This window comes from Tsuneonella troitsensis (genome assembly GCF_001441535.1).
GTDB lineage: Bacteria > Pseudomonadota > Alphaproteobacteria > Sphingomonadales > Sphingomonadaceae > Tsuneonella > Tsuneonella troitsensis.
Window position 1 is genome coordinate 297,718 of record NZ_LMAU01000001.1, and the last position, 24,255, is coordinate 321,972.

A 24,255-nucleotide genomic window follows, 5' to 3' on the forward strand; every position below is an offset into this window, starting at 1 on the left:
TCCGCGCGGCATGAGGATACTCGTCACCGGGGCAGCCGGGTTCATCGGCGCGGCCGTCAGCCAAGCCCTGGTCGCGCGCGGGGATGCCGTCTTCGGGATCGACAACCTCAACGATTACTACCCGGTCAGCCTGAAGCATGACCGCCTTGCGCGCGTCGCGGCTGCGGCCGGGGGGCAGCGATTCGAGTTCCGCCATCTCGATTTCTCCGACGACACCGCGCTGAGCGAGGCGCTGGCCGACCAAGAAATCGACGCGATTGTCCATCTCGGCGCGCAAGCCGGGGTGCGCTATTCAATCGATCACCCGATGGCTTATGCCCGGTCCAACCTGGTGGGTCATCTGGCGCTTCTTGAGGTAGCGCGTCGGCGGCAGGTCCGGCACATGGTCTATGCCAGTTCCAGCTCGGTCTACGGCGGCAATGCGAAACTGCCGTTTTCGGTCGCGGATCGTAGCGATCATCCGGTCTCGCTCTACGCTGCGACCAAGCGCGCCGACGAACTGATGAGCGAATCGTACGCTCACCTTTACAGGATCCCGCTCACCGGCCTGCGGTTCTTCACCGTCTATGGACCGTGGGGACGCCCTGACATGATGCTGTGGAACTTCACCCGGCGCCTGCTCGCCGGCGAACCGCTGCCGGTGTTCAACGAAGGCGACATGTACCGCGACTTCACCTTCATCGACGATATCGTCGGCGGAGTGCTCGCCTGCCTCGATCTCCCTCCCGAGGACGACGGCGGCGAGAAGGCCGGTGGCAGCCGCGCCCCGCACGCGCTCTACAATATCGGCAACAACCGCTCCGAACACCTGATGAAAGTCATCGGCCTGCTCGAGGATGCGTGCGGCCGGACCGCGTCGATCGAAATGCTGCCGATGCAGCCGGGCGACGTCCACAAGACCTATGCCGACATCGATGCGCTGACCGATGCGACCGGCTATCGCCCCGGCACGTCGATCGAGACAGGGGTCCCCGCCTTCGTGCGATGGTATCGCGACTATACCCGAACCTAGCCCGGCAGGACCTCCGCCCGCAGCGCCTTGCGGTCGAGCTTTCCGACCATCGTCTTGGGCAGTTCCGCGCGCAGCTCGACCCCGCTGACCCGCTCGTGCTTTCCGACGCGGGCATTGAGCCACTTGGCCAATTCCTCGCCGGTGGCAGGAGGTACGTCGTCGTTGAGCGTCACCCACGCGCGCGGCATCTCGCCGAGATAGGCGTCGGGCATACCGAGCACGAGCGCTTCCTTGACCGCGGGATGTTCCACCAGCACGGCTTCGACCTGGCTCGGGAAAACCTTGAACCCGCCCACCGCGATCATGTCCTTGATGCGGTCGACGATGGCGATGAAACCATCGGCGTCGATCTGGGCAACGTCGCCGGTGCGCAACCAGCGGGTTCCGTCGAAATCGGCAAAGGCGTCCTTTGCGGCATCGGGCCGGTTCCAGTAGCCCTGCATGATCTGCGGACCGGCGATCACGAGTTCGCCCGGCTCGCCTTGGGGCGGAGGCCTGGAAGGGTCTTCCTTGTCGAGCAGACGCACGCGCGTGTGCGGCAGCACCTGGCCGATCGTGCCCTGCTTGCGCTCGCCCTCATAGGGATTGGTCGAGACGACACCCGAGCTTTCGGTCAGGCCGTAGCCTTCGACCAGCCGCGATCCGGTGCGTTCTTCCCACGTTTCGCGCACCGGAGCCGGCAGCGGCGCGCCCCCCGAAATGCACACCTGGAGCGAGGAGAAATCGGTCTTTGCCAGTTGTGGATGGTCGAGCAGCGCCTGGTACATCGTCGGCACGCCGGGAAATGCGGTCGCTCGCACGCGCTGCAGCGTCTTCAATGCCTGCCCCGCCTCGAACCGCGGCAGCATCGCGATGCAGCCCTTGTTCGCCACGGTGCGGTTGAGCACACAGGTGTTGGCGAACACGTGAAACAGCGGCAGCACGCCGAGGATCACGTCGCGCTCGCCCGTACGCGGATCGATCGCCTGGACCTGAAGCGCGTTGGAGGCGAGGTTCGCGTGAGTCAGCATCGCGCCCTTGGGCCTGCCGGTCGTCCCGCCGGTGTATTGCAGCAGGGCGAGGTCGTCGCGCGTCACGGGTGGCAGTTCTGCGCCGGGTTGGGCGAGCAGATCGTTCCAGCGCAGCACGTCCGCCCGCTGCGGGATCGGCGCCAGCGCCTTGCGCCCGAGAACCTTGAGCGCGATCCGCTTCGGCCACGGTAGCATCGCGCCGAGCGAGCCCACCACGAGCGTTTCGAGAGCCGATCCTTCGAGCACCGCGAGCGCAGTCGGCAGCAGGCTGGCGACATCGACCGTCACCAGCAGCCGCGCGCCCGAATCCGCGACCTGAGCGGAAAGTTCGTCGACCGTGTAAAGCGGCGAAAAATTCACGACCACCGCGCCCGCCATCATCGCGCCGTAGTAGGCGGCGGGGTAGATCGGCACGTTCGGCAGGTAGAGCCCGACGCGGTCGCCCTTGCGGATGCCGCGCGCTGCAAGGCCGGCGGCGACCCGGCGCGCATCCTGCTGCACGTGCGCGTAGTTGTAGGTGCGCCCCATGAAGTCGATCGCGGGAGCGCCGGGTGCTTCCCGTGCGGCACGATCGAGCAGGTCCGGCACGGTCAGTTCTGCGAGCGGCACATCCCAGGCACAGGGGTGCGTATACTGGCCGGGGGCGGGATGATCGGGCGCGTTATTTACATCCATGTCAACAGGATGCGCGAACCCACGCGGTTTGACAACACGTGTTCGTCATCCCCGCCACTGCGGGAATAACGTCTGGAAGTACGCCGGGGGCTTAGCCTTCGCTGGCTTCCTCGGCACGCTTGTTTTCGAGCCAGACGGCTGCCTCGGCCTCCTGCGCGGCTTCGACCGCCGCCTTGGCTGCGGCGTCGCGCTCGGCGCGCAGTTCGGTGATCAGCGCCTCGCGGTCGTTGCCGAGACGGGTCTCGCGCGCAGAGGTGTCTTCTTCCAGGCCCGCCTTCTTGGCCGCCTTGGCCACCATCGCGTCCAACTCGCGCTGCGAACACAGGCCCAACGTCACCGGATCCTTCGCGTTGATGTTCTGGATGTTCCAGTGCGACCGCTCGCGAATCGCGGTGATCGTATTGCGGGTCGTGCCGATCAGCTTCCCGATCTGCGCGTCCGAAACCTCGGGGTGGTTGCGCAGGATCCAGGCGATGCCGTCGGGCTTGTCCTGCCGCTTGGAAACCGGGGTGTAGCGCGGTCCCTTGGTGCGGCTGACCGCGATCGGCGCCTTGTGCATCTTGAGCGAGTACGTGGAGTCGGCCTGACCCTTCTCGATCTCTTCGTTGGTCAGTTCGCCGGCATGGACCGGGTCGCGCCCGGTGTACTTCGCACCGGCGAGATCGTCGGCCATCGCCTGCACTTCGAGGATGTGAAGGCCGCAGAACTCGGCGATCTGCTCGAAAGAGAGCGCAGTGTTGTCGACCAGCCAGGTGGCGGTCGCATGCGGCATCAGCGGCTTGGGTTGGTCGGCCATGAACGTGGGTCCTGAAAATAGAAGGGCCGCCCCTCGCGGGGCGGCCATGTGGGACCGATCTAGGCGTTCGAACGCCCGAGGGCAAGCGTTACGCGGCGGACGGCAGGCCTTCGGCAGCCCCGGCCAGCGCGCGGCGTCCGCGCACGAGGTTGATGATCACGCGCGCGGGCGAGGCCTTGCGCGGAAGCCTGGAGGTCGTTCCGGGGTTGTTGCCGATAAGGCCGGCTTCCCAATCCTGCAGCATGGCGGGCAATCTCTTGCTGTTATCCGACGATGCCCTTTTAACGCGCCAGTGCGAAATCTCCGCGACGGTTCGCGGTCGATTGCGCGACAATGTGACGGGCCGGTTTCAGTCCCCGCCCACGCGCAGCACGATCTTGCCGATGTGGTCGCCGCCCTCCATCCGGGCATGAGCCGCGCCGGCATCGGCGAGGGCGAAGGTCCGGTCCATCACCGGTCGCACCGTTCCGTCGACGATCAGCGGCCAGGCGACTTCGGCGATCTCGTCGGCGAGCAAGGCCTTGAAATCGTCCGACCGCGGGCGGAGGGTCGAGCCGGTCAGCGTCAGCCGCTTGCGCATCACCAGCGCCATGTCGAGCGTCGCCTTCAGGCCGCCGAGCACGGCGATCGTGACGTGACGGCCATCCTCGGCAAGGCAAGCGAGATTGCGCGCGACATAGTCGCCCGACACCATGTCGAGCACCACCTGGACTCCGCGACCTTCGGTGAAGCTCTTCACTTCCTCGACGAAATCCTGCACCTTGTAGTCGATTGCGAGATCGGCGCCGAGGTCGCGGCACGCCTGGCATTTGTCTGCGCTGCCCGCGGTCGCGATCACGGTCAGGCCGAACGCCTTGCCGAGCATGATCGCCATCGTCCCGATCCCGCTGGTACCCCCGTGGACGAGCAAGGTCTCGCCCTCCTTGGCCCAGCCCCGCTCGAAGACGTTGTGCCACACGGTGAACAGCGTTTCCGGCAGCGCGGCAGCCTGATCAAGTGGCAGATCGCCCGGAACGTGCAGGCAGTGCCGCACGTCGGCGAGGCAATACTCGGCATAGCCGCCCCCCGACACGAGCGCGCATACCTGCTGGTTGAGCATTTCCGGCGGAGCACCCTTGCCGATGGCGACCACGGTTCCCGAAACCTCGAGTCCGGGAATCGGCGACGCGCCTGGCGGCGGCGGATAGAATCCCTGGCGCTGGATCACATCGGGCCGGTTGACGCCCGCATAGGCCACCCGGATGAGGACCTGCCCCGTCCCCGGCTGCGGCGTCGGCATCGTTTCGGGTCGAAACACGTCGGGACCGCCCGGCGCGTCGTATCCCATGGCGGTCATGGTTACGGGTATGGCTTCGGCCAAAGTCTGCCCCCTGTTGCCCGAATGCGACAGCGTATTGCGTCGGGCGGGGACCTAGCGGGACCGGCCATTGACAGCAAGCGGCTCAACAAGCGATGATTTCCCCCAGACATGGATGACGATCTGCCCCGCCCGCGCGGCGATGCCGCGTCCCTCCTCGCGAAGGAGGACCTCTCCCCCTATTCGCAGGATGAACTGGCCGAGCGTATAGCCCAGCTCGAAGCGGAAATCGCCCGAGTGGAAAGCCACCGGATAAAGGCCGCGGCGCACCGCAGCGCGGCAGACCAATTATTCGGCAAGCCAGCGTCATGACCGGGAGCGGCCTCGCATTTGCTGGGCCGCATCCCATATCGTTGGCAGACTTCCGCAATGGCGAGCGTAAAAACGCCGTTGACCGCTTCCGTTCATCTCATCGTGCAAGCGGATGCACGCATTTTCCACCGAAAGTGACCTGAATGCCCAGTTTCGCCCAGAACCTCGAGAAGACCCTTCACGCCGCCCTCGCCGGTGCGGCAGAACGGCGCCACGAATACGCGACGCTCGAGCACCTGCTGCTCGCGCTGATCGACGACGAGGACGCGGCCGCGGTCATGCTCGCGTGCGGGGTGGACCTGTCCGAACTGGGCGAAGTCGTTCGCCGCTATCTCGACGAGGAGTACCAGAAGCTCGAGACGAGCGAGGACGCCGATCCGCAGCCGACCGCCGGTTTCCAGCGGGTGATCCAGCGCGCGATCCTGCACGTCCAGTCCTCGGGCAAGGACACCGTGACCGGCGCGAACGTGCTCGTCGCGCTGTTTTCCGAACGCGACAGCTACGCGGTCTATTTCCTTCAGCAGCAGGACATGAGCCGGCTCGATGCGGTCAGCTATATCAGCCACGGAATCGGCAAGGGCGGCAAGCAACTCGACAGCAAGCCGCCGCAGGGCGCCGCGGAAGATGCGCAGCAGGACTCCAAGGGAGAGGCGAAGGGGGGCAAGGACCAGTCCGCGCTCGACCAGTTCACCGTCAATCTCAACGAGAAGGCGAAGAACGGGAAGGTGGATCCGCTGATCGGCCGCGGGCCGGAAGTGGACCGGACCATCCAGATCCTGTGCCGCCGCTCCAAGAACAACCCGCTCTACGTGGGCGATCCGGGCGTGGGCAAGACCGCCATCGCCGAGGGCCTCGCCCGCAAGATCATCGAGGGCGACGTGCCCGAAGTGCTGCAGGACGCGGTCATCTATTCGCTCGACATGGGCGCGTTGCTGGCGGGCACGCGCTATCGCGGCGACTTCGAGGAACGGCTGAAGCAGGTCGTCAACGAGCTCGAGAAGATGCCCGAGGCGGTGCTGTTCATCGACGAGATCCACACCGTCATCGGCGCGGGCGCCACCAGCGGCGGGGCGATGGATGCCTCGAACTTGTTGAAGCCCGCCCTTTCCGGCGGAACGATCCGCTGCATCGGTTCGACCACCTACAAGGAATTCCGCAACCACTTCGAAAAGGATCGCGCGCTGCTGCGCCGGTTCCAGAAGATCGACGTGAACGAACCGACGGTCGAGGACACGATCAAGATCCTCAAGGGCCTGCGTTCGGCGTTCGAGGACCATCACAAGGTCACCTACACGCCCGATGCGATCAAGACCGCGGTCGAGCTGTCGGCGCGCTACATCAACGACCGCAAGCTGCCCGACAAGGCGATCGACGTGATCGACGAGGTCGGCGCGATGCAGATGCTCGTGCCACCTTCGAAGCGGAAGAAGAAGATCACCGCACGCGAGATCGAGCAGGTCATCGCCACGATGGCGCGGATCCCACCCAAGAGCGTGTCGAGCGACGACAAGAAGGCGCTCGAGCACCTCGAGCGCGACCTCAAGCAGGTCGTCTATGGCCAGGACTTCGCGGTCAAGAAGCTGTCGACCGCGATGAAGCTCAGCCGCGCGGGGCTGCGCGACCCGGACAAGCCGATCGGCTCGTTCCTGTTCTCGGGCCCCACCGGCGTCGGCAAGACCGAGGTCGCGCGCCAGCTCGCCAGCATCATGGGCATCCCGCTGCAGCGCTTCGACATGTCGGAATACATGGAGCGGCACAGCGTCAGCCGCCTGATCGGCGCGCCTCCGGGCTATGTCGGCTACGATCAGGGCGGCTTGCTCACCGATGCAATCGACCAGCAGCCGCACTGCGTGCTGCTGCTCGACGAAATCGAAAAGGCGCACCCCGACCTGTTCAACATCCTGCTGCAGGTGATGGATAACGGGCGCCTGACCGATCACCACGGCAAGACGGTCGACTTCCGCAACGTCGTGCTGATCATGACCACCAACGCCGGTGCGTCCGACATGGCGCGCCAGGGCATCGGCTTCGGCGACGTGAGCAAGGAAGACGCGCAGGACGAGGCTGTGAAGCGGATGTTCACTCCTGAATTCCGTAACCGGCTCGATGCGATCGTGCCGTTCACTTACCTCGGCCGCGACACCGTGGCTCGGGTGGTGGACAAGTTCATCCTCCAGCTCGAACTGCAGCTCGCCGAGCAGAACGTGCACATCCAGTTCGATACCGATGCGCGTGGCTGGCTGGCCGAGAAGGGCTACGACAAGCTCTACGGTGCCCGGCCGATGGCGCGCCTGATCCAGGAGAAGATCAAGCAGCCGCTCGCCGAGGAACTGCTCTTCGGCAAGCTGTCGGGAGGCGGCGAGGTCCACGTCAGCCTGAAGGACGGACAGCCATCGTTCGAACTGACCCCGACTGCGCCCAAGGTGCGCCCGCCGTCCAGGAAGAAGCCTGCCCCAAAGGCCAAGCCCGCCGCTAAGGCAAACGAGGGCGCAAAGGGCAAGGACGACGGCGAAGGTTGATCTCTTCGACCGACCGAACTGAGGGGCGCGAGGCGGGAACGCTTCGCGCCCCATTTGCTTGAATCGATCTATGGCGCGCGACTTTGCATGGATCCGGCCCGAGCCGCATGGCATCCATGTCGTCCCCGCGGACAGCTGGATCGACCCTTCGCGCCCGGTGGACCACGCATTGGTCACGCACGGGCACGCCGACCATGCGCGCGGCGGCCACGGCGTCACGGTGGCGACGCCCGAGACACTGGCGATCATGGACCTGCGCTACAACACTCGCGAAGGCGCGACCGCGGTGCCGTATGGCGAGACGATCCGGCTGAAGGGCGGTGTCGATGCAACCTACATCCCGGCCGGTCATGTGCTCGGCAGCGCGCAGATCCTGCTGGAACACGCGGGCGAGCGGGTCGTGGTCACCGGCGACTACAAAAGGCGGCCCGATCCCACCTGCCCGCCGTTCGAGGTCACGCCCTGCGACATCTTCATTACCGAGGCGACTTTCGGCCTGCCGCTGTTCACCCACCCGCCGATCGCCGAGGAAATGGCCAAGCTTCTCGACAGGCTGGCGGCACACCCCGAACGCTGCGTGCTGGTGGGCGCCTATGCACTGGGCAAGGCGCAGCGGGTGATCGCCGAACTGCGCGCGGCGGGTCACCACGAACCGATCTACCTGCATGGCGCACTGGAAAAGATGTGCCGCCTCTACGAGGAGTTCGGGGTCGACTTGGGCGAGCTTGGGCTCGTGTCGGAAGCGACGAAGGACGAGATGCGCGGGCGCGTCGTCGTGTGTCCGCCGTCGGCCTTGAACGATCGCTGGAGCCGCCGCCTGCCCGAGCCGATCACAGCGATGGCATCGGGCTGGATGCGAGTGCGCCAACGCGCGCGCCAGCGGAACGTCGAGCTGCCGCTGATCATCTCTGACCACGCCGACTGGGGCGAACTGACCCGCACGGTGGAGGAAGTGAACCCGCGCGAGACCTGGATCACCCACGGCCGCGAAGAAGCGCTCCTGCGCTGGCACCAATTGCACCAGCGCAAGGCGCGCGCCCTCGCCCTCGTCGGATACGAGGACGAGGATGACTGACCTACTGGATCGCTTCGAGGTCCGCCTTGATCTGGGCGAGCGCCTCGGCACTCACCTGACCGTTCGACATCGGCGCGATCTGGTTCAGCGTCATCGCCTTGAACATCGGGTAATGCTCGTGCGTGGTCAGCCCCGGCAGTTGCGCGTCGAGCACCGCCTTGCCCTTCGGGTTCGCGATGATCGCTTCCACCGGGGTATCGAGCGACAGCTTGCCCTGCGCGGCAGCATGACCGGCGTGAGCGGAGTGATCGGCATGGCCGGCGTGCATCGAATGGTCCTGTGCCGGCGCCGTCTGCGCGAGAGCGGGACCGGAGGCGAGCACGGCGGCGGCGGCAAGAATCCTGATCATCGGCAATCCATCTTCCTGTTAGCGAAGGCGCGCGTCGCACCCTCTTGTCGGCGCTGTCTAGCGGCTGCGATGAACGCCGCATAGATGGATGAACTCGCCGCCCTGATCGACGCACTGGTTTATACCCGCAGTCGCAACGAGAAGCTGCGGCTGATCGCGGAATACCTGCGCGCCACATCGGATCCGGACCGCGGATGGGCGCTGGCGGCGCTGACCGACGGTCTCGATTTTCCGGCGGTCAAGTCGAGCACGATCCGCAACCTGCTGATGGAGCGGATCGACCCGGTCCTGTGGACGCTGTCGCGCGATTTCGTCGGTGATACCGCGGAGACGGCCAGCCTGCTGTGGCCGACTCCCGACGACCCGCCCGATCCCCCCAGCGTGAGCGAGACGGTCGAATTGCTCGCCGCCATGAACCGCAAGTCGGTCCTGTCCGACTTACCGCGCCTGCTCGACCGGCTCGATTCGTCGGGCCGCTATGCACTACTCAAACTCGCCACGGGCGCGATGCGGATCGGCATCTCGAGCCGGCTGGCAAAAGTCGCTTTCGCGCAGGCGTTCGAGGTGCCGGTCGAGGAAGTGGAGGAACACTGGCACGGGCTGTCCCCGCCCTACGAGCCGCTGTTCGCCTGGGCCGCGCATGGCGAGGCGCCGCCCGATACCGCCAACCTGCCGACCTTCCGGCCCTTCATGCTGGCCCACCCGCTCGAAGACACGGTCGTCGACCTCGCCGACTATGCCGCCGAGTGGAAATGGGACGGTATTCGCGTCCAGCTGGTGCGGATGGCGGGAGAGACGCGGCTCTATTCGCGCGGCGGCGACGATATCTCGGCGACTTTTCCGGAACTGCTCGACGTGTTGCCGATGGACGCTGTTCTCGACGGCGAACTGCTGGTACGCGGAAGCCATCAGGGCGGCGAAGTTGGCGGCGCGGCAAGCTTCAACGCGCTGCAACAGCGGCTGGGACGCAAGACGGTTGCCAAGACGATGCTCGCCGAATCGCCCGCGTTCGTGCGGCTTTACGATGCGCTGATCGTCGAGGGCGAGGATCTGCGCGAACGGCCGTGGTTCGAGCGACGTGCCCGACTGGAGGCGCTGATGGAGCGACTGCCTTCGTCGCACTTCGATCTCAGCCAAGTGGTCGAGGCGATCGATTTCGTTCATCTCGCCCGCATCCGCGAGGGCGCGCGCGACGACGCCATCGAGGGCCTGATGCTCAAGCGCCGCGATTCGCCCTACATCGCGGGTCGGCGCGTGGGCCTCTGGTACAAGTGGAAGCGCGATCCGCTGCTGATCGACTGCGTGCTGATGTATGCCCAGCGCGGGTCGGGCAAACGCTCGAGCTTCTACAGCGACTACACGTTCGGCTGCTGGGACGGCGATCCGGACGCGGGCGCCGAACTGCTGCCGGTCGGCAAGGCCTATTCAGGCTTCACCGACGAAGAACTGAAGAAGATCGACCGCCACGTGCGGACACACACCACGAACCGCTTCGGCCCGGTGCGCGAGACCGATCGCACCCTCGTGTTCGAGGTCGCCTTCGATTCTGTTCACGAGAGCAAGCGGCACAAATCCGGCCTCGCGATGCGCTTCCCGCGCATCCATCGAATCCGCTGGGACAAGCCCCCGCACGAAGCCGATCGGATCGAAGCGCTGAAAGCCCTGATCCGCGATTGACGCAGGTGCGCGCGGAGGCGCATCGTGGCGGGCGAACGAATGCGCCAGCTCGATCGCCCTCGCCGCCGCCTCGCGATTGCGATCGCCGCGCTTGCCGGCTTCGTCGATGCGACCGGATTCCTCGCTGCTGGAGGCTATTTCACCTCTTTCATGTCGGGCAACACGACCCGGCTGGGAGTCGATCTCGTCACTGCACCCGCAACAGCGATCGTGCCGGCCGGGATCCTCGTCGCATTCGTGGCCGGCGTCACCGTAGGGGCGATCGTTTCCGAACGGGGGGGAGGCCGCCGCAAGACCGCCGTGATGGCGACCACCGCCGGCCTGCTGCTCCTTGCCGCAACGCTCGATGGTCAGTGGCAGGCCGGTTTCATCGGTGCTTCCGTCCTAGCGATGGGAGCGCTGAACAACGTCTTTCGGCGCGAGGGAGAGGTCGCGGTCGGGGTAACCTATATGACCGGCGCGCTCGTGCGCCTCGGTCAAGGCCTTGCCGCCGCGATTACCCAGCAGCCCACGAGCGGACGCCTGAGCGCGGGACTTCTCTGGCTCGGGCTGGGGAGTGGGGCAATTCTCGGCGCATTCGCATTCACCGCATGGCGCGAGGTGACGCCCTGGATCGCGGTCGGGATCGCTCTGCTGCTGACAATCGTCGCCTGGCGCATCGAGCGCGCCGGCGATCAGCGCGCGATCTGAACGACCTTTTCGCGGGAAGTCGCGCCGCGCAACAGGGCAAGCGAACTGCGCGGCACGTTCAGTGCGCGGGCAAGCAGGGCGAGCACCGCCTCGTTCGCTTCGCCGTCCTTCGGCTTTGCACGGACCCTTATGACCAGGCTTCCGCCGGCGATCTCCAACGCCTCGCTGCGTGCACCGGGAGTGACCCTTACGGTCAGTCTGCCGTGCCCATCGAGCAGGCCGATGAGCGCCTCGGGCGGCGGCCAGTCGACCATGCTTCGCGCCATTTCTGGCCTAAAGGTCGATGTCGGCCACCGCTGCCGCGTGTGCCTTCGCGTTCTCGACATAGTGCGCCACGCCCATGCGCATACCCGCGATCGTCATGTCGTCGAGATCGCGCATCTTGCGTGCCGGGCGGCCGCCCCACAGTTCGCGCGGGGCCATCACTTTCCCCTCGGTCAGCATGGCACCGGCCGCTAGCATGGCATCCGAGCCGATCACCGCCTTGTTCATGGCGATCGCCCCGAGGCCGACGAAGCCGCGGTCTTCGATCCGGCAGCCGTGCAGCATGACCATGTGGCCGACGAGCACGTCGTCGCCGATTAGGAGGGGCGACCCATCGGGATCGCCGGGACGCTCGGGATCGCAGTGGAGCACGCTGCCGTCCTGGATGTTCGTCCGCGCGCCGATCACGATGCGGCTCACGTCGGCGCGGAGAACACAGTTGTACCAGACGCTCGATTGCGGGCCGATCGTCACGTCGCCGACGATAGTGCAGCCGGGCGCGATGAACGCGGACGGGTCGATTTGCGGCGACTTGCCGTGGATCGGGACGATGGTCACGCCGGGTCGGGCAAGGGTCACAGGAAATTGCTCCATTGAAGGACCGGCAGGATAGACGCGTAATCGTCGGTCCACAAAGGGCTGTCGGTCCGCTCGAGCGGAGTCCACTCGGCCCGTCCGACGGCTTCGAGGGCGACAAGGCGCGCTTGCGAACGCGACATCGCAATCCACACCGAACCCGTGCGAGGAGCGCGCGCGCCCATGTCGTCGCGGCGAATGGCGGACAGGCCATTCGCCCGCGCCGCTGCGCCCAGCGCAGGGGCCAGATCGACATAGCGGTTGGATATATGCACGAGCAGCAACCCGTCGGGTTTCAGCGCGCGCAGATAGACCTTGATCGCCTCGTCGGTCATCAGGTGCAGCGGCACTGCGTCGGACGAGAAGGCATCGATCGCGAGCAGGTCGTAACGGCCCGGGGGCGCGGCTTCGAGCTCGATCCGCGCATCGCCGATGACCATCCGCGCGTCTGGCGTGCACCGCTGCACGAAAGTGAACTGACCGTTTCGCGAATATTCCAGCACGGCCGGATCGATCTCGTAGAACGTCCAGCTCTGACCCGGCTTTCGGTAGCAGGCAAGCGTGCCGACCCCCAAGCCGACGATGCCGACGTTGGCCCCGGGTCCCAGCAGCGCGTCGCCCGCACCCAGCGCCAGCCCGACGCCCGAAGTTCGCCCATAATACGTCGTCGGCTCGAGCTCGAGTCCGGGCTTGCGTAACTGTATCCCGTGCAACGTCGTGCCGTGGGCCAGAGTGCGCGCGGTCTCGCCTACGTCGCGCACGGTGTAGACGCCGAAGTAGCTGCGGCTGCGCTCTCCGTTCAGGCTCGCCCGCACGGCCTGCGTTCCGCCGAGCGCAAGCATCGTAAGGGCGAGGATCGCGGCGAAGGCGGTCCGCCAGCGGACCAGCATGAGCGCAAGCAGGACAACCGCCGACAGCAGCCCTTGCACCAGCAGGACAGTGGGCGATTCCGCCGCGCTGGCCCGCGCAAGCGCCGCGATCGCCAGCAGCGCTGCGCCGAGGATCGTCGCCATGACCAGCCGCGTGCGCTCGGGTGTCCAGCCGAACCGGGCGGTCCATTGCGCGTAGCCGGGCAGGGGCACGAGCACCGCAGCGGCCACGATCAGCAGCGGATGCTCCCATGTCCAGTCGAACAGGACCGGGGCGATCAGCGCGGTCACCGCTCCGCCAAGAGCGCCGCCCGCCGACATGACCAAGTAGAACAGCGTCAACCGCGAGGGGTGCGGACGGCTTTCGTAAAGCCGTCCATGCAGTGCCACGGCGACGACGAACAGGAGGGCCGCGCTGACCAGCGCAGCCGGGATAGAGCCGCTCTGCGAGATGAGGATGGTGATCGCGCCCAACACAATCACCAGCGCCGCGGCATAGCGCTTGAACTCGCGCGCCACTCGCTGCCGTTCGGAAAACGCGATCGAGAAGGACAGCAGGTAGATGCCCAGGGGGATCACCCACAGGAGCGGCATGGCGACGATATCGGTGGTAAGGTACGTCGTCGTCGAGAGCATCAACCCCGAAGGAACTGCGGCGAGCACCAGCCACAGCGCAATGCGCCGCCAGCCGATCGCTTCGCCCTGATCCTCATCGAGTCTGTCCTCGACCTTCGTCTGGTCCACGGTCGGCAGCGCGCGGCTCGTCAGGACGACCAGAATGACCAGCACGGCGAAGCCGCCGGCCCAGGCCGCGCTTTGCAGGGCGATCGGCAGCAGCGGTTCGAACACCAGCGGATAGGCGATCAATCCTGCGAAGCTGCCGAGGTTGCTCGCCGCATAGAGCGGATAAGGATCGCCCGCGCGCGGGTCGGAAGCGTACCACCGCTGCATCAGTGGGGCCTGCGCCGAGACCGCGAAAAACAGCGGGCCGATCGTGGCGAGGAACAGCAGAGGCACCCAGACCACTTCCGCGCCCGGTGCCGCGGGCGGGAGGTCGGCCAGCGCGATCGGCAGCGTGAGCGCGGCCAGCAGCAGCACAGCCAGATGGACCAGCGCCTGCTTCTTCAGCGCAACTCGGCCCAGCGCATGGGCATAGGCATATCCCCCGAGCAGCAGAGCCTGATAGACCAGCATCGCGCTGTTCCAGACGTTGGGCGCCCCGCCCAGACGAGGCAGCGCCATCCGCGCGACCATCGGCTGCACCAGGAACAGCAGGAAGCTGCCGAGCAGTATCGTGCAGACAAACAGCGTGCGCCGGTTCGCCATCATGCGCGCGCGCTCCACAATGCGCGGTCGATCGAGTGAACGATATGGTCGCGGATCGGCGGATCGAACCGGGTGTCGGCGTAATCGAGGTCCGCCCTGCGGCGCATTCCCAGTCGCTTCATCAGCCCCCAGCTCGCCTCGTTCTCGATGATGGTCAGCGCCACGACTTCATCCGCGCCGAACCGATCGAAGGCCGCATCGAGGGCTGCCACTGCAGCCTCCCTTGCATAACCCTGCCCCCACGCATCCTCGCGCAGGCGCCAGCCGACTTCCATTTCGCCGGTCACCGACGATCCGGGCGCGTCGGCGAGCTTCAGGCCGCAGAAGCCGAGAATTTCGCCATCGATCTTTCGCTCGACCGGCCAGAAGCAGAAGCCGTTGCGCGCTGCGCAGCCCTCCACCCGCGTCCGGGTCGCTGCTTCACCATCCCCATCGAGCACGCCACCCAGCCACCGCATGACAGCCGGCGTATTCGTGCCCGCGAAGAAACGCGGCCAATCCTCCGCGCGCCAATCCCGCAGCACCAGTCGCTCGGTTTCGAGCCGGACCGGGGCCGCCACTGTCAGTTGCCGAGCAACCGCGCCGCGTGCGCGGCATGATAGGTCAGCACGCCGGAGCAACCGGCACGCTTGAAGGCCATGAGAGTTTCGAGAACCAGCGCGTCGCGGTCGCCCGCACCCGCCGCGGCGGCAGCCTCGATCATCGCGTATTCGCCGCTAACCTGATAGGCGAAGACCGGCACCTCGAACCGTTCCTTCACCCGGCGCACGATATCGAGATAGGGCAACCCGGGTTTGACCATCACACTGTCCGCGCCTTCGGCCAGATCCAGCGCGACTTCGCGCAGTGCCTCTTCGCCGTTGGCCGGGTCCATCTGGTAGCTCTTCTTGTCGCCCTTGAGCAGGCCGCCCGATCCCACCGCGTCGCGGAAAGGTCCGTAGAACGCGCTCGCGTACTTGGCCGCATAGGCCATGATCTGGACGTTGGGGTGGCCGTTCATCTCTAGCGCCATGCGGATCGCGCGAACACGCCCGTCCATCATGTCGGACGGCGCGATCACATCGGCTCCCGCAGCCGCCTGGTTGATCGCCTGGTCGACGAGCACGGCGACCGTATCGTCGTTCGTCACGTAGCCGGCCGCGTCGAGCAAACCGTCCTGTCCGTGGCTGGTGTAGGGGTCGAGCGCCACGTCGGTCAGCACCCCGATGTCGCTTCCGCAGGCATCCTTGATCGCCTTGATCGCGCGGCACATCAGGTTGTCGGGGTTGAACGCTTCGGCCCCGTCGTCGCTGCGGCGGTCCGCCTGCGTGTTGGGAAACAGCGCCACGCACGGGATGCCGAGGCTTACCGCCTCTTTGGCGCGCGCAGCAATGCCATCGGCCGACCAGCGCGAGACGCCGGGCAATGATGCGATCGGCTCTTCGACCCCTGACCCTTCGGTAACGAACAGCGGCCAGATGAGGTCGGCGGGGGTGAGCACCGTTTCGCGGTGCAGGGCGCGGCTCCAGCCCCAGGCGCGGGTGCGGCGAAGGCGAAGGTTGGGATAGGCTGCGGTCATGCCCTGCGCTGTTGCCGCAATGCGCGCCGCCGCGCAATCGCGCGCTTAGAGCGCGGGCTTGCCGGCCTCTACCCGGTCGATCTCTCGCAGCGGTTGCGCAGGTCCGGTCTCGGCCCGGCTCGGGACGAGGTCCTCGAGCGCGGCGCCGGTTTCAACGGTCTTCAGCTGGGTCAGCACGGCGCGGAAACGCTGGAGGCTTTCTCCGGACAGTAGCGCGCGGGTGACGAACTGGACCGAAGCCGGATCGACCGCGCGACCGCCGCGATACATTTCATAGTGCAGGTGCGGCCCCGTCGACAGCCCGGTCGACCCGACATAACCGATCACCTGACCGCGCCGAACCGATTGGCCCGTCGACACGGCCATGCGGCTCATATGGCAATAGCGCGTCTGTATGCCCCCGGAGTGATTGAGACGCACCGCATTGCCGCAACCGCCCGCACGCCCCGCCGACGAGACGACACCATCGGTGACGGCGACGATGGGCGTGCCGTGGCCAGCCTTGAAATCCATGCCCGCGTGGCGGCGGAAGAAGCCGAGGATCGGATGTCGCCGCATGCCGAAGCGCGAGCTGACCGCGCCCGGCACCGGAGCGAGAAGCCCGCTGCGCTGTTCGCCCACGCCCGACGCCTCGTAGAAACGGCCATCACTGCCCCAGCGCATCAACTGGGTCTTGGGTTTGCCGCCCCTGTCGATGCCTGCATAGAGCAGCTGCCCCGCCTGCCGCTCGCCCGTCGCGGCGCGCTTGTAGGACAGGATCATGTCGAAGGTATCGGTCGGGCGCACGCCGGATTCGATATCGATCTGCTCGCCGAGCGCCTTCAGATACTGCTGCACGGCGCTCGCCGGTGCACCGGCGGCGCGCATCGACCGGTAAAGGCTGCTGCCCGCCACGCCGCGAATGCGCAGTGGGGTGTTGTCGACCCGGATCGCCTTGCGCTCGAGCGCCAGCCCGCCCTCGCCGCGCTCGATCGCGAGGGCCAGGTCGAACCGCGCGCGGAACGCCAGGGCGTCGAGTGGACGCGGCGCGCCCGGTTCCGGGCGGCGGCCCAGGGTGATGTCGATCTGCGTGCCCGGTGCGATCTCGCCCAGCGGCATCGCCTGCGACACGAGGCCGGATACCCGTGCTAGGTCGGCGCCGCCGATGCCGGCACGCTGAAGCATGCGGGTGAAACTGTCGCCCGAAGCTAGCGTCGCGGTCACCTGGATCGACGGGCGTTCGGGCGCGGACTTGAGCGGCACGACACGGCTCGTCGCGCCCATCTGGCGGCCGCTATCCCCGCCGAGTGCGAGCGGCATGATCATCTGGCTGCGAAACTCATCGCGCACGGCGTCGTCCACGCGGGTTGCGGGTGCAGCTTCCAGCGGGGCAAAACCAGGCCACAGCGCGATGCTGAAGGCGGTCAGGCCGACGAACGTGCCGAGACCCCGGAACCAGCGGCGGCTGCCGATCGCCTGCGCCAGGTCTGGCGCCAGATCGACCGCGGCCAGCTTTTCCTCGGCTTTCCAGCGCAGCGCGTCCCACCGTTCGGCCAATCCGCGAACGCGGCGCAGCACCTGTGGTGCACGCTCCTGCTCGATCTGCGCGTGCGTAAGCGCCGCGGCGCGCCACGCAGGCACGCCATCGGCAGGGCCGTGGCCCGATTCATCGCACTCGCGCGGCTGGAACAACGCGCCCTCCACTTTCATAGGGTCGCGTCCGGAAGATCCCTTTCCCGGTGGCGACCCGTGGCCTGCAACCGGGCCACGCAGGGTCCAGTGCCGGGTTTCCCTGCCCGATTGAAGTTAACGTCGACCTAAAATCGGACGATTCGAGTCTGTTGCGCGGCAAACTGTGGGATCGGCCCGGTGACCGGTTGGCATCAGGCAGGGGCGATGCCACATTGATCGGCGTGACAATCAAGGCGGTCCTCGGGCCGACAAACACCGGCAAGACCCACCTCGCCATCGAGCGGATGTGCGGCCATTCGTCGGGCGCGATCGGATTTCCGCTGCGCCTGCTGGCGCGCGAGGTCTATGACCGGGTGGTCGCGATCAAGGGCGAGAAGTCGGTTGCGCTTATCACCGGCGAGGAACGGATCGAGCCGCGCGACGCTCGCTACCTCTGCTGCACGGTGGAAGCGATGCCGCGCGCGAACGGCTTGCGCGGAGACGGGCTGGCCTTCGTCGCGCTGGACGAAGCGCAATTGGCCGCCGATCGCGAGCGCGGCCACGTGTTCACCGACCGCCTGCTCAACGCGCGTGGGCGCGAGGAGACGATGCTGCTCGGGTCCTCGACGCTGGAGCCGATGGTTCGCCAGCTTCTGCCGAAAGCGGAGATCGTCACCCGACCGCGCTTTTCCACGCTCAGCTATGCCGGAACGACCAAACTCAGCCGTTTGCCACCGCGCAGCGCGATCGTCGCCTTCTCGACCGAGCAGGTCTATGCCGTCGCCGAGATGCTCCGGCGGTTTCGGGGCGGCGCGGCGGTCGTGATGGGTGGGCTCAGTCCCGAAACGCGCAATCGGCAGGTCGCGTTGTTCCAGTCGGGCGAGGTCGATTACATCGTCGCCACCGATGCGATCGGCATGGGCCTCAACCTCGATGTCCGCCACGTGGCCTTCGCCGGGCTGTCCAAATTCGACGGAGTGCGCCAGCGGCGGCTGACTCCGTCGGAGATGGCCCAGATTGCGGGACGAGCCGGGCGCCACCAGACTGACGGCACCTTCGGCACGCTCGCTGGCGCGGCGGGCGAGACGCCGGCCTTCACCGACGAGGAAGTCTACGCAATCGAGGAGCATCGTTTCGCGCCGCTGACGGGCCTTTACTGGCGCGAGGCCGAACCCAGGTTCGATAATGTCGCGACGCTGATCGCCGATCTCGAAGCACCGCCTGCGGAGCCGGGGCTGGTACGCGCGCCCGAGGCGATCGATCTGGCGGTCCTCAAGCGCTTGGCGGAAGATCCGCTGGCGGCCGACATCCGCGGCGCGGCACTCGTAAGGCGGTTCTGGGAAGCCTGCTGCCTGCCGGACTTCCGCCAGAGCGGGGCCGATACCCACGCGCGGTTCGTTGCCAGGCTATGGCAGGACCTGCGCCAAGGCCATCTCGGCGCCGATTTCGTCGCTGCGCGGATCGCGGAACTCGACCGTCCGCAGGGCGATATCGACACGTTGCAGGGGCGAATCGCTGCGATCCGCAGCTGGTCTTACATCGCACAGCGACCCGACTGGGTGCTGGCGCGCGACGAGATGGCTGCTCGCGCCCGCGCGGTCGAGGCGCGGCTGTCCGATGCGCTCCACGCGCGGCTGACCGAACGGTTCGTCAACCGGCGCACGGCGATCCTGATGAAGAGCCTGGGCACCGATCCCGCGCTCCTGCCCGTCGCGCTAGGCACCGATGACGTCGTGACGGTGGAAGGCGAGCCGATCGGCCATCTCGAAGGGTTCCGGTTCGTCGTCGATCCGCTGGCCAATCATGCCGATCGCCGGATGCTGCTCGCCGCGGGTGAGAAGGCATTGCCACGCCTGCTGGCCCAGCGCGCCCGGGCGCTCGCCGCCGACACCTCGGCGCTCGAACTGGCGCAGGGGACCGTCCGCTGGCTGGGGCGCGACCTGGTGCGTATCGAACGCGCAGCCTCGCCCGTCGATCGCGTCCTCGTTCCCGCACGCGACCTAGCTGTCGTGCCCGATGGCGAGCGACGCGGGGTGCTCGAAGCCGTCGATCGGTGGCTGGCGGACCGGCTGGCCGCGCTTGCCCCGTTGGCCACTCTCGAATCGGCATCGCGCGATCCGGCACTTGGCAGCCAGGCCCGCGCACTGCTCCTCAACCTCGTCGCCGGACACGGTACGATCGCGCGCGACAAGGCGGGCATCGAACATTTGCCGCGCGAGCTCCGCCCGGTCCTGCGCCGCCTTGGCGTCATCGTCGGCGCGCTCGACGTGTTCGCGCCAGCCTTGCTCAAGCCGGCTGCACGCCAGGCGTTTCATGCCGCGGGGATCGATCGGCGACCGCTGGCGCCGACGATGCCGCCGGTTCTGGCCTCGCCGCGCAACATCCCCGCTGGATATCGGCCTGCCGGCGCGCAGGCGGTGCGGGTCGATGTCGCCGACAAGCTGGTTCGCGCGGCGCACGATGCGCGCACCGCGACGAGAGCGAGGTCGTTCGTGCTCGACCCGGCGCTGGCGATCTCGACCGGATTGAAGTCGGAGAGCTGGACACGGCTGCTCGGCAGTGCCGGCTTCAGGCTGCAGCGCGCGCGCAAGCTGGCGGCGAACGCATTTGGCCCGCCTGCGCCCGACCGCTGGACCTGGCGACCTTCCCGGCGCGAAGCCCCGGCCCCGCGCCCCAAGGTGCGCGTAGGCAGTGCGTTCGCCGCGCTGGCGGATCTCGTCACTTGAGGATCGACAAGCTGCTGTGGCAGCTGCGGCTGACCAAGACCCGCTCGCAGGCCCAGGCGCTGGTGCTCGCGGGACACATGCGGCGCAACGGGGGGCGCATTTTGCGCGCGAGCCAGGACGTTGCGGTGGGCGATACCCTCACCGTGCCGCTGCCCGGGGGCGTGCGCGTGATCGAGGTTCTCGCCCTGCCCGTCCGGCGGGGACCCGCCGCCGAAGCACAGGCCTGTTACCGCGCGCTTGACCCGCAGCCGTTTCCCGCGATAGCTGCGACCGGACACGAAACGCCTGAGAGGGGCCAGCCGCAATGACCTACGTCGTCACCGACGCGTGCATCAAGTGCAAGTACACCGACTGCGTAGAGGTCTGTCCGGTGGACTGCTTCTACGAAGGGGAGACGATGCTCGTCATCAACCCTTCGGAGTGTATCGACTGCGGCGTGTGCGAACCGGAATGCCCGGCCGAGGCAATCCTGCCCGATACCGAGGACGGCCTCGAGAAGTGGCTCGAGCTGAACACCAAGTTCTCCGCCGAATGGCCGAACATCACCCAGAAGAAGGACCCGCCCGAGGACGCCGACGAGCACAAGGGCGAAGACGGCAAGTTCGAGAAGTTCTTCACTCCCGAGCCCGGCGAAGGCGACTGACCACCCCGGGGGACAGCTGAATTATCGGTTCGTTAGCCATCCCACTCCGCGCGTCGCCGTGCGGGGTGGAAATTTTGTTGCGATTGTGTTATATAATCCGTCAAGCACGCCGGTGAGCGATTCCCGGCGGTGAAGCGAACGGTCAGAAAGGCGTCGGCACACCCGCGAAATAGACTGGTTTTTTCCCGACCGCGCCCGGCAACTCCGGGTCCGGTCGATAGGAAATTCGTCGCTTTTCGCCCGTCCCGTCGCCCGCACGAAAGGAATTTTGATGGCTAGCCAGGCCCCTGCTTTCGAAGTCGGCGATTACGTGGTTTACCCCAAGCACGGCGTTGGCCGTGTGGTCGAGCTGCAGAGCGAGGAAATCGCCGGAATGAAGCTCGATCTCTATGTCCTGCGGTTCGAAAAGGAGCGCATGACGCTCCGCGTTCCGGTCAACAAGATTGAATCGATCGGCATGCGCAAGCTGTCGAGCGACAAGACGCTTCGCGAAGCGATGGAAACCCTCAAAGGCAAGCCGAAAGTCAAGCGCACCATGTGGTCGCGCCGCGCGCAGGAATACGAAGCGAAGATCAACTCGGGCGACCTGGTGTCGATCGCCGAAGTGACTCGCGACCTGTTCCGTCCCGAAGACCAGCCCGAACAGTCGTATTCGGAGCGCCAGATCTTCGAAGCGGCCTCGTCGCGCCTCGCCCGCGAGCTGGCGGCGATGGAAAAGACCGACGAGCCGACCGCGCTCGGCAAAATTCTCGACGTGCTGCGCGAACATGCGCCCCAGTACTACGAGACCACCGAAGAGGCCTGATTCGACCAAGCGTCGATCGGTGCCGACGAAGGGCCGCCCGCAGGGGCGGCCCTTTCTTTTTGCGGGATTGCTCCGGGATGCTTGCTGTATTATGTAGGTAATACGCAATGAAAGCGAGGCAATCGTTATGCTGCACCGACTCATCAAGGGTATCGCACCCGTTTTCGCGATGGCCGCCGCCTTCGCGGCGACGGGTTGCGACGGGAATATCACTGTCAACGGCACCAAGGGCGTGCCTCTGTCCGAGCTCGACCTTACCGGGACCCCGCCCACGGGCATAATCCTGGCAGGTCCCGATTCGGTCGTCGTGACAACGGGCGATACGCTCGCAATCGACGTCACCGGCGATCCGGCTGCGGTCGAAGCGCTGCACTTCTCGATCGAGGACAATACGCTCGGCATCATGCGCGTGAAGGACACGCCGAGCGATGCCGGCAAGGCACGGGTCGCGGTCACGTTGCCATCGCTTGAAAAAGTGACGCTGGCAGGATCGGGCACGATCGAGACGCCTTCGCTGTCGGGCAAGGCCGAAGTGACGATCGCCGGTAGCGGTACCGCTCGCACTGCGTCGGTCGATGCGTCCGCGGTGAAAGTGACGATCGCCGGGACCGGCACCTATGCCGCCGGTGGCCGGGCTGATTCGCTGGAACTGACCATCGCCGGTTCGGGCCAGGCCGACATGGCAGGTCTGCGTGTCGACACGGCCGAAGTCACCATCGCGGGATCGGGCAGCGCAACCTTCGCGTCGGATGGCACGGTCGATGCTACCGTGATGGGCTCGGGCGAGGTCACGGTGTCGGGCAGCGCCCGCTGCACGATCAAGTCGATGGGTTCGGGCAAGCTGAACTGCCAGTCCGGCACGACGACCAGCGCAGCCTCTGGCGAACCCGCGCCGCCGCCGACGCCCGAGGCGCCGGAACCTCCCACCGCGCCCGAGGCACCGAAGGCCCCAGAATAGTTCATCGCAAGGTAACACCCTTCCCCCTAGGGCCGCGCACCTGTGTCACTCCAAAGGAGCGCACGATGCGCGGCCCTACCCTTATCCTCCTGCCCCTCGCGGCATTCGGCCTGTCGGGCTGCCTGGCGAAAACCGCGTTCGACGTAGCGACGGCTCCGGTCCGCGTTGCGTCGAAGGCGGTCGATCTCGCCACCACCAGCCAGTCCGAAGCAGACGAGAAGCGCGGCCGGGAAATCCGCCGGCGTGAAGAGCGTATCGGCAAGCTCAGCCGCCAGCGCGAGAAGTTGCAGCAACAGTGCATCGACGGCAATCGCCGCGCCTGCGACGACGCGGCTTCGATCCATGCGGAAATCCAGGCGATGCTGCCGCAGGTTCCCTACGAACCTGGAATGGATAATCCCAAAGCCGATCGCTAGGACGCAGCGCGGCGCAATCGGTCGTTGATCGCGCGCCCTATCCCAATTCCGGGAATCGGCGCGACGGCCACTAGGGGATGCGCGCTGTCAGCTGCAAGATGCAGGCATTCGTACAGTCGGGCCGCAGCCTCGGCCAGATCGCCGGCTTCCGACAGGGAGCAGTCGCCCCCGACATTACCGAACCCGATCATGAACTCGTCCGATTGCGCCTCTCGCGCTTCGAGCCGCACGGGCTTTCCGGGCGAATAGTGTTGCGCCAACTGGCCCGGCGCCTCGATCCGCGCCTCGGTTATGGCGAGCGGTGCGCCAAGCAACGATTCGATCTCCTCCCACAGGATCGGGCCTTCGCGCAGGAGCTGCCAGCCGGTCTCGCGCAGGGCGACGATCGTCGATTCGAGCCCGCGTGCGGATGGCCCACCGTCGAGGACCGCCGCGATCCGCGCGTCCAGCGTGCGAAGCACGTGGTCTGCGCTCGTCGGACTCACACCGCCGCTCCGATTGGCCGAGGGCGCGGCGAACGGCAGAACGGCTTCGGCCAATACCGCCCGCATCAGCGGATGCGCGGGGCAGCGCAGCGCGATGGTCGGCAGGCCCGCAGTGACCGCAGCGGCCACGGCCGCATCGGGGGCGAGTGGCAAGACCATCGTCAACGGCCCGGGCCAGAACCGCGCCGCAAGCTGTCGCGCCCGATCGTCGAACATCGCGAGCCGCTCCGCCGCGGCGACGTCCGGCACATGGACGATCAGCGGATTGAAATCGGGCCGCCCCTTGGCGCGGTAGATTGCCGCCACGGCCTCCGCACGGTCCGCCCGTCCGGCCAGGCCATAGACCGTCTCGGTCGGCAGCGCGACGAGCCGGCCCGATTCGATCAGCGCAGCCGCGCGGGCGATCCCCGCCGCGTCGCCCGCCAGCCGTTCCGTAGCGTGCTTGTCGCCCATCCCTGCGCGCTATAAGCGAAGGCCCGAACCTCACAAGCCCGCCTGCCAAAACGG

General features: G+C 66.8%; 24 protein-coding genes. 12 read left to right on the forward strand and 12 right to left on the reverse strand.

From position 1 onward, the window contains the following. Positions 1-10: 10 nt before the first annotated feature. Entirely contained in the window at positions 11-1,012 is a 1,002-nt protein-coding gene (locus AR323_RS01435) for an NAD-dependent epimerase/dehydratase family protein (RefSeq protein ID WP_057882156.1), read from the forward strand. Here AR323_RS01435 and AR323_RS01440 read toward each other — a convergent pair. The 4 genes from AR323_RS01440 to AR323_RS01450 all read right to left on the reverse strand — a co-directional run bounded on the left by AR323_RS01440 (position 1,009) and on the right by AR323_RS01450 (position 4,820). Next, positions 1,009-2,697 carry a long-chain-fatty-acid--CoA ligase gene (locus AR323_RS01440; protein WP_057882157.1) on the reverse strand — a complete coding sequence of 563 codons (1,689 nt, stop codon included), beginning with the start codon at positions 2,695-2,697 and terminating at the stop codon, positions 1,009-1,011. The genes AR323_RS01435 and AR323_RS01440 overlap by 4 nt on opposite strands. A 91-nt stretch (positions 2,698-2,788) precedes the next feature. Continuing rightward, the gene (locus tag AR323_RS01445; protein WP_057882158.1) at positions 2,789-3,493 is read right to left on the reverse strand and encodes a DUF1013 domain-containing protein; all 705 of its coding nucleotides are present in this window, start codon (positions 3,491-3,493) and stop codon (positions 2,789-2,791) included. 88 nt (positions 3,494-3,581) lie between these two features. Beyond that, on the reverse strand, positions 3,582-3,737 hold the full coding sequence (locus AR323_RS14800) for a hypothetical protein (protein ID WP_161808702.1): 156 nt from the start codon (positions 3,735-3,737) through the stop codon (positions 3,582-3,584). A gap of 105 nt (positions 3,738-3,842) precedes the next feature. Then, the gene (locus tag AR323_RS01450; protein WP_083495225.1) at positions 3,843-4,820 is read right to left on the reverse strand and encodes an NAD(P)H-quinone oxidoreductase; all 978 of its coding nucleotides are present in this window, start codon (positions 4,818-4,820) and stop codon (positions 3,843-3,845) included. A 141-nt stretch (positions 4,821-4,961) separates the two neighbouring features. Here AR323_RS01450 and AR323_RS01455 point away from each other — a divergent pair, with 141 nt between their 5' ends. The 3 genes from AR323_RS01455 to AR323_RS01465 all read left to right on the forward strand — a co-directional run bounded on the left by AR323_RS01455 (position 4,962) and on the right by AR323_RS01465 (position 8,756). Further along, positions 4,962-5,162 (forward strand): DUF1192 domain-containing protein, encoded by a 201-nt coding sequence (locus AR323_RS01455; protein WP_057882160.1) that lies wholly within the window; start codon positions 4,962-4,964, stop codon positions 5,160-5,162. 143 nt (positions 5,163-5,305) lie between these two features. Beyond that, a complete protein-coding gene (gene clpA / locus AR323_RS01460) occupies positions 5,306-7,681 on the forward strand; it encodes an ATP-dependent Clp protease ATP-binding subunit ClpA (RefSeq protein WP_057882161.1) in 2,376 nt (791 codons plus the stop codon). Between the two features lie 70 nt (positions 7,682-7,751). Then, positions 7,752-8,756, forward strand: a complete 1,005-nt coding sequence (locus AR323_RS01465; protein WP_057882162.1) for a ligase-associated DNA damage response exonuclease — start codon at positions 7,752-7,754, stop codon at positions 8,754-8,756. A 1-nt stretch (position 8,757) separates the two neighbouring features. Here the strand turns inward: AR323_RS01465 and AR323_RS01470 are convergent, their stop codons facing one another. After that, complete coding sequence (locus tag AR323_RS01470; protein WP_057882163.1) at positions 8,758-9,105, reverse strand: hypothetical protein; 348 nt, start codon at positions 9,103-9,105, stop codon at positions 8,758-8,760. 84 nt (positions 9,106-9,189) lie between these two features. On the opposite strand from AR323_RS01470, the gene AR323_RS01475 reads away from it, so the two are divergent. Beyond that, the gene (locus tag AR323_RS01475) at positions 9,190-10,782 is read left to right on the forward strand and encodes a cisplatin damage response ATP-dependent DNA ligase (RefSeq protein ID WP_057882164.1); all 1,593 of its coding nucleotides are present in this window, start codon (positions 9,190-9,192) and stop codon (positions 10,780-10,782) included. A 24-nt stretch (positions 10,783-10,806) separates the two neighbouring features. Further along, on the forward strand, positions 10,807-11,472 hold the full coding sequence (locus AR323_RS01480) for a YoaK family protein (RefSeq protein WP_235510415.1): 666 nt from the start codon (positions 10,807-10,809) through the stop codon (positions 11,470-11,472). Here AR323_RS01480 and AR323_RS01485 read toward each other — a convergent pair. Genes AR323_RS01485 through AR323_RS01510 form a run of 6 tightly spaced genes read right to left on the reverse strand, consistent with a single transcriptional unit; the run spans position 11,457 to position 17,754 of the window. Next, a complete protein-coding gene (locus AR323_RS01485; RefSeq protein WP_057882166.1) occupies positions 11,457-11,738 on the reverse strand; it encodes a DUF167 domain-containing protein in 282 nt (93 codons plus the stop codon). The genes AR323_RS01480 and AR323_RS01485 overlap by 16 nt on opposite strands. Positions 11,739-11,745: 7 nt before the next feature. Next, positions 11,746-12,315, reverse strand: a complete 570-nt coding sequence (locus AR323_RS01490) for a gamma carbonic anhydrase family protein (RefSeq protein ID WP_235510416.1) — start codon at positions 12,313-12,315, stop codon at positions 11,746-11,748. After that, on the reverse strand, positions 12,312-14,510 hold the full coding sequence (locus AR323_RS01495; protein WP_057882569.1) for a spermidine synthase: 2,199 nt from the start codon (positions 14,508-14,510) through the stop codon (positions 12,312-12,314). The genes AR323_RS01490 and AR323_RS01495 overlap by 4 nt, the downstream gene beginning before the upstream one ends. Beyond that, positions 14,507-15,067 carry a GNAT family N-acetyltransferase gene (locus tag AR323_RS01500; RefSeq protein ID WP_057882168.1) on the reverse strand — a complete coding sequence of 187 codons (561 nt, stop codon included), beginning with the start codon at positions 15,065-15,067 and terminating at the stop codon, positions 14,507-14,509. The genes AR323_RS01495 and AR323_RS01500 overlap by 4 nt, the downstream gene beginning before the upstream one ends. Before the next feature lie 2 nt (positions 15,068-15,069). Continuing rightward, positions 15,070-16,065 (reverse strand): porphobilinogen synthase, encoded by a 996-nt coding sequence (gene hemB, locus AR323_RS01505; RefSeq protein ID WP_057882169.1) that lies wholly within the window; start codon positions 16,063-16,065, stop codon positions 15,070-15,072. Between the two features lie 45 nt (positions 16,066-16,110). Next, positions 16,111-17,754 (reverse strand): M23 family metallopeptidase, encoded by a 1,644-nt coding sequence (locus tag AR323_RS01510; RefSeq protein WP_057882170.1) that lies wholly within the window; start codon positions 17,752-17,754, stop codon positions 16,111-16,113. Between the two features lie 167 nt (positions 17,755-17,921). Between AR323_RS01510 and AR323_RS01515 the strand changes: the two genes are divergently transcribed. From AR323_RS01515 to AR323_RS01540, 6 genes are all read left to right on the forward strand, one after another. After that, complete coding sequence (locus AR323_RS01515) at positions 17,922-20,441, forward strand: helicase-related protein (protein ID WP_407701062.1); 2,520 nt, start codon at positions 17,922-17,924, stop codon at positions 20,439-20,441. Next, the gene (locus AR323_RS01520; protein ID WP_057882171.1) at positions 20,438-20,749 is read left to right on the forward strand and encodes an RNA-binding S4 domain-containing protein; all 312 of its coding nucleotides are present in this window, start codon (positions 20,438-20,440) and stop codon (positions 20,747-20,749) included. The genes AR323_RS01515 and AR323_RS01520 overlap by 4 nt, the downstream gene beginning before the upstream one ends. Then, the gene (gene fdxA, locus AR323_RS01525) at positions 20,746-21,084 is read left to right on the forward strand and encodes a ferredoxin FdxA (RefSeq protein WP_057882172.1); all 339 of its coding nucleotides are present in this window, start codon (positions 20,746-20,748) and stop codon (positions 21,082-21,084) included. The genes AR323_RS01520 and fdxA overlap by 4 nt, the downstream gene beginning before the upstream one ends. A gap of 271 nt (positions 21,085-21,355) precedes the next feature. Further along, entirely contained in the window at positions 21,356-21,889 is a 534-nt protein-coding gene (locus AR323_RS01530) for a CarD family transcriptional regulator (protein ID WP_057882173.1), read from the forward strand. Between the two features lie 127 nt (positions 21,890-22,016). Continuing rightward, positions 22,017-22,847, forward strand: a complete 831-nt coding sequence (locus AR323_RS01535) for a head GIN domain-containing protein (RefSeq protein WP_057882174.1) — start codon at positions 22,017-22,019, stop codon at positions 22,845-22,847. A 65-nt stretch (positions 22,848-22,912) separates the two neighbouring features. After that, positions 22,913-23,263 (forward strand): hypothetical protein, encoded by a 351-nt coding sequence (locus AR323_RS01540; protein ID WP_057882175.1) that lies wholly within the window; start codon positions 22,913-22,915, stop codon positions 23,261-23,263. On the opposite strand, the gene AR323_RS01545 is transcribed toward AR323_RS01540, so the two are convergent. Then, the gene (locus AR323_RS01545) at positions 23,260-24,201 is read right to left on the reverse strand and encodes an L-threonylcarbamoyladenylate synthase (RefSeq protein WP_057882176.1); all 942 of its coding nucleotides are present in this window, start codon (positions 24,199-24,201) and stop codon (positions 23,260-23,262) included. The genes AR323_RS01540 and AR323_RS01545 overlap by 4 nt on opposite strands. Between the last annotated feature and the right edge of the window lie 54 nt (positions 24,202-24,255).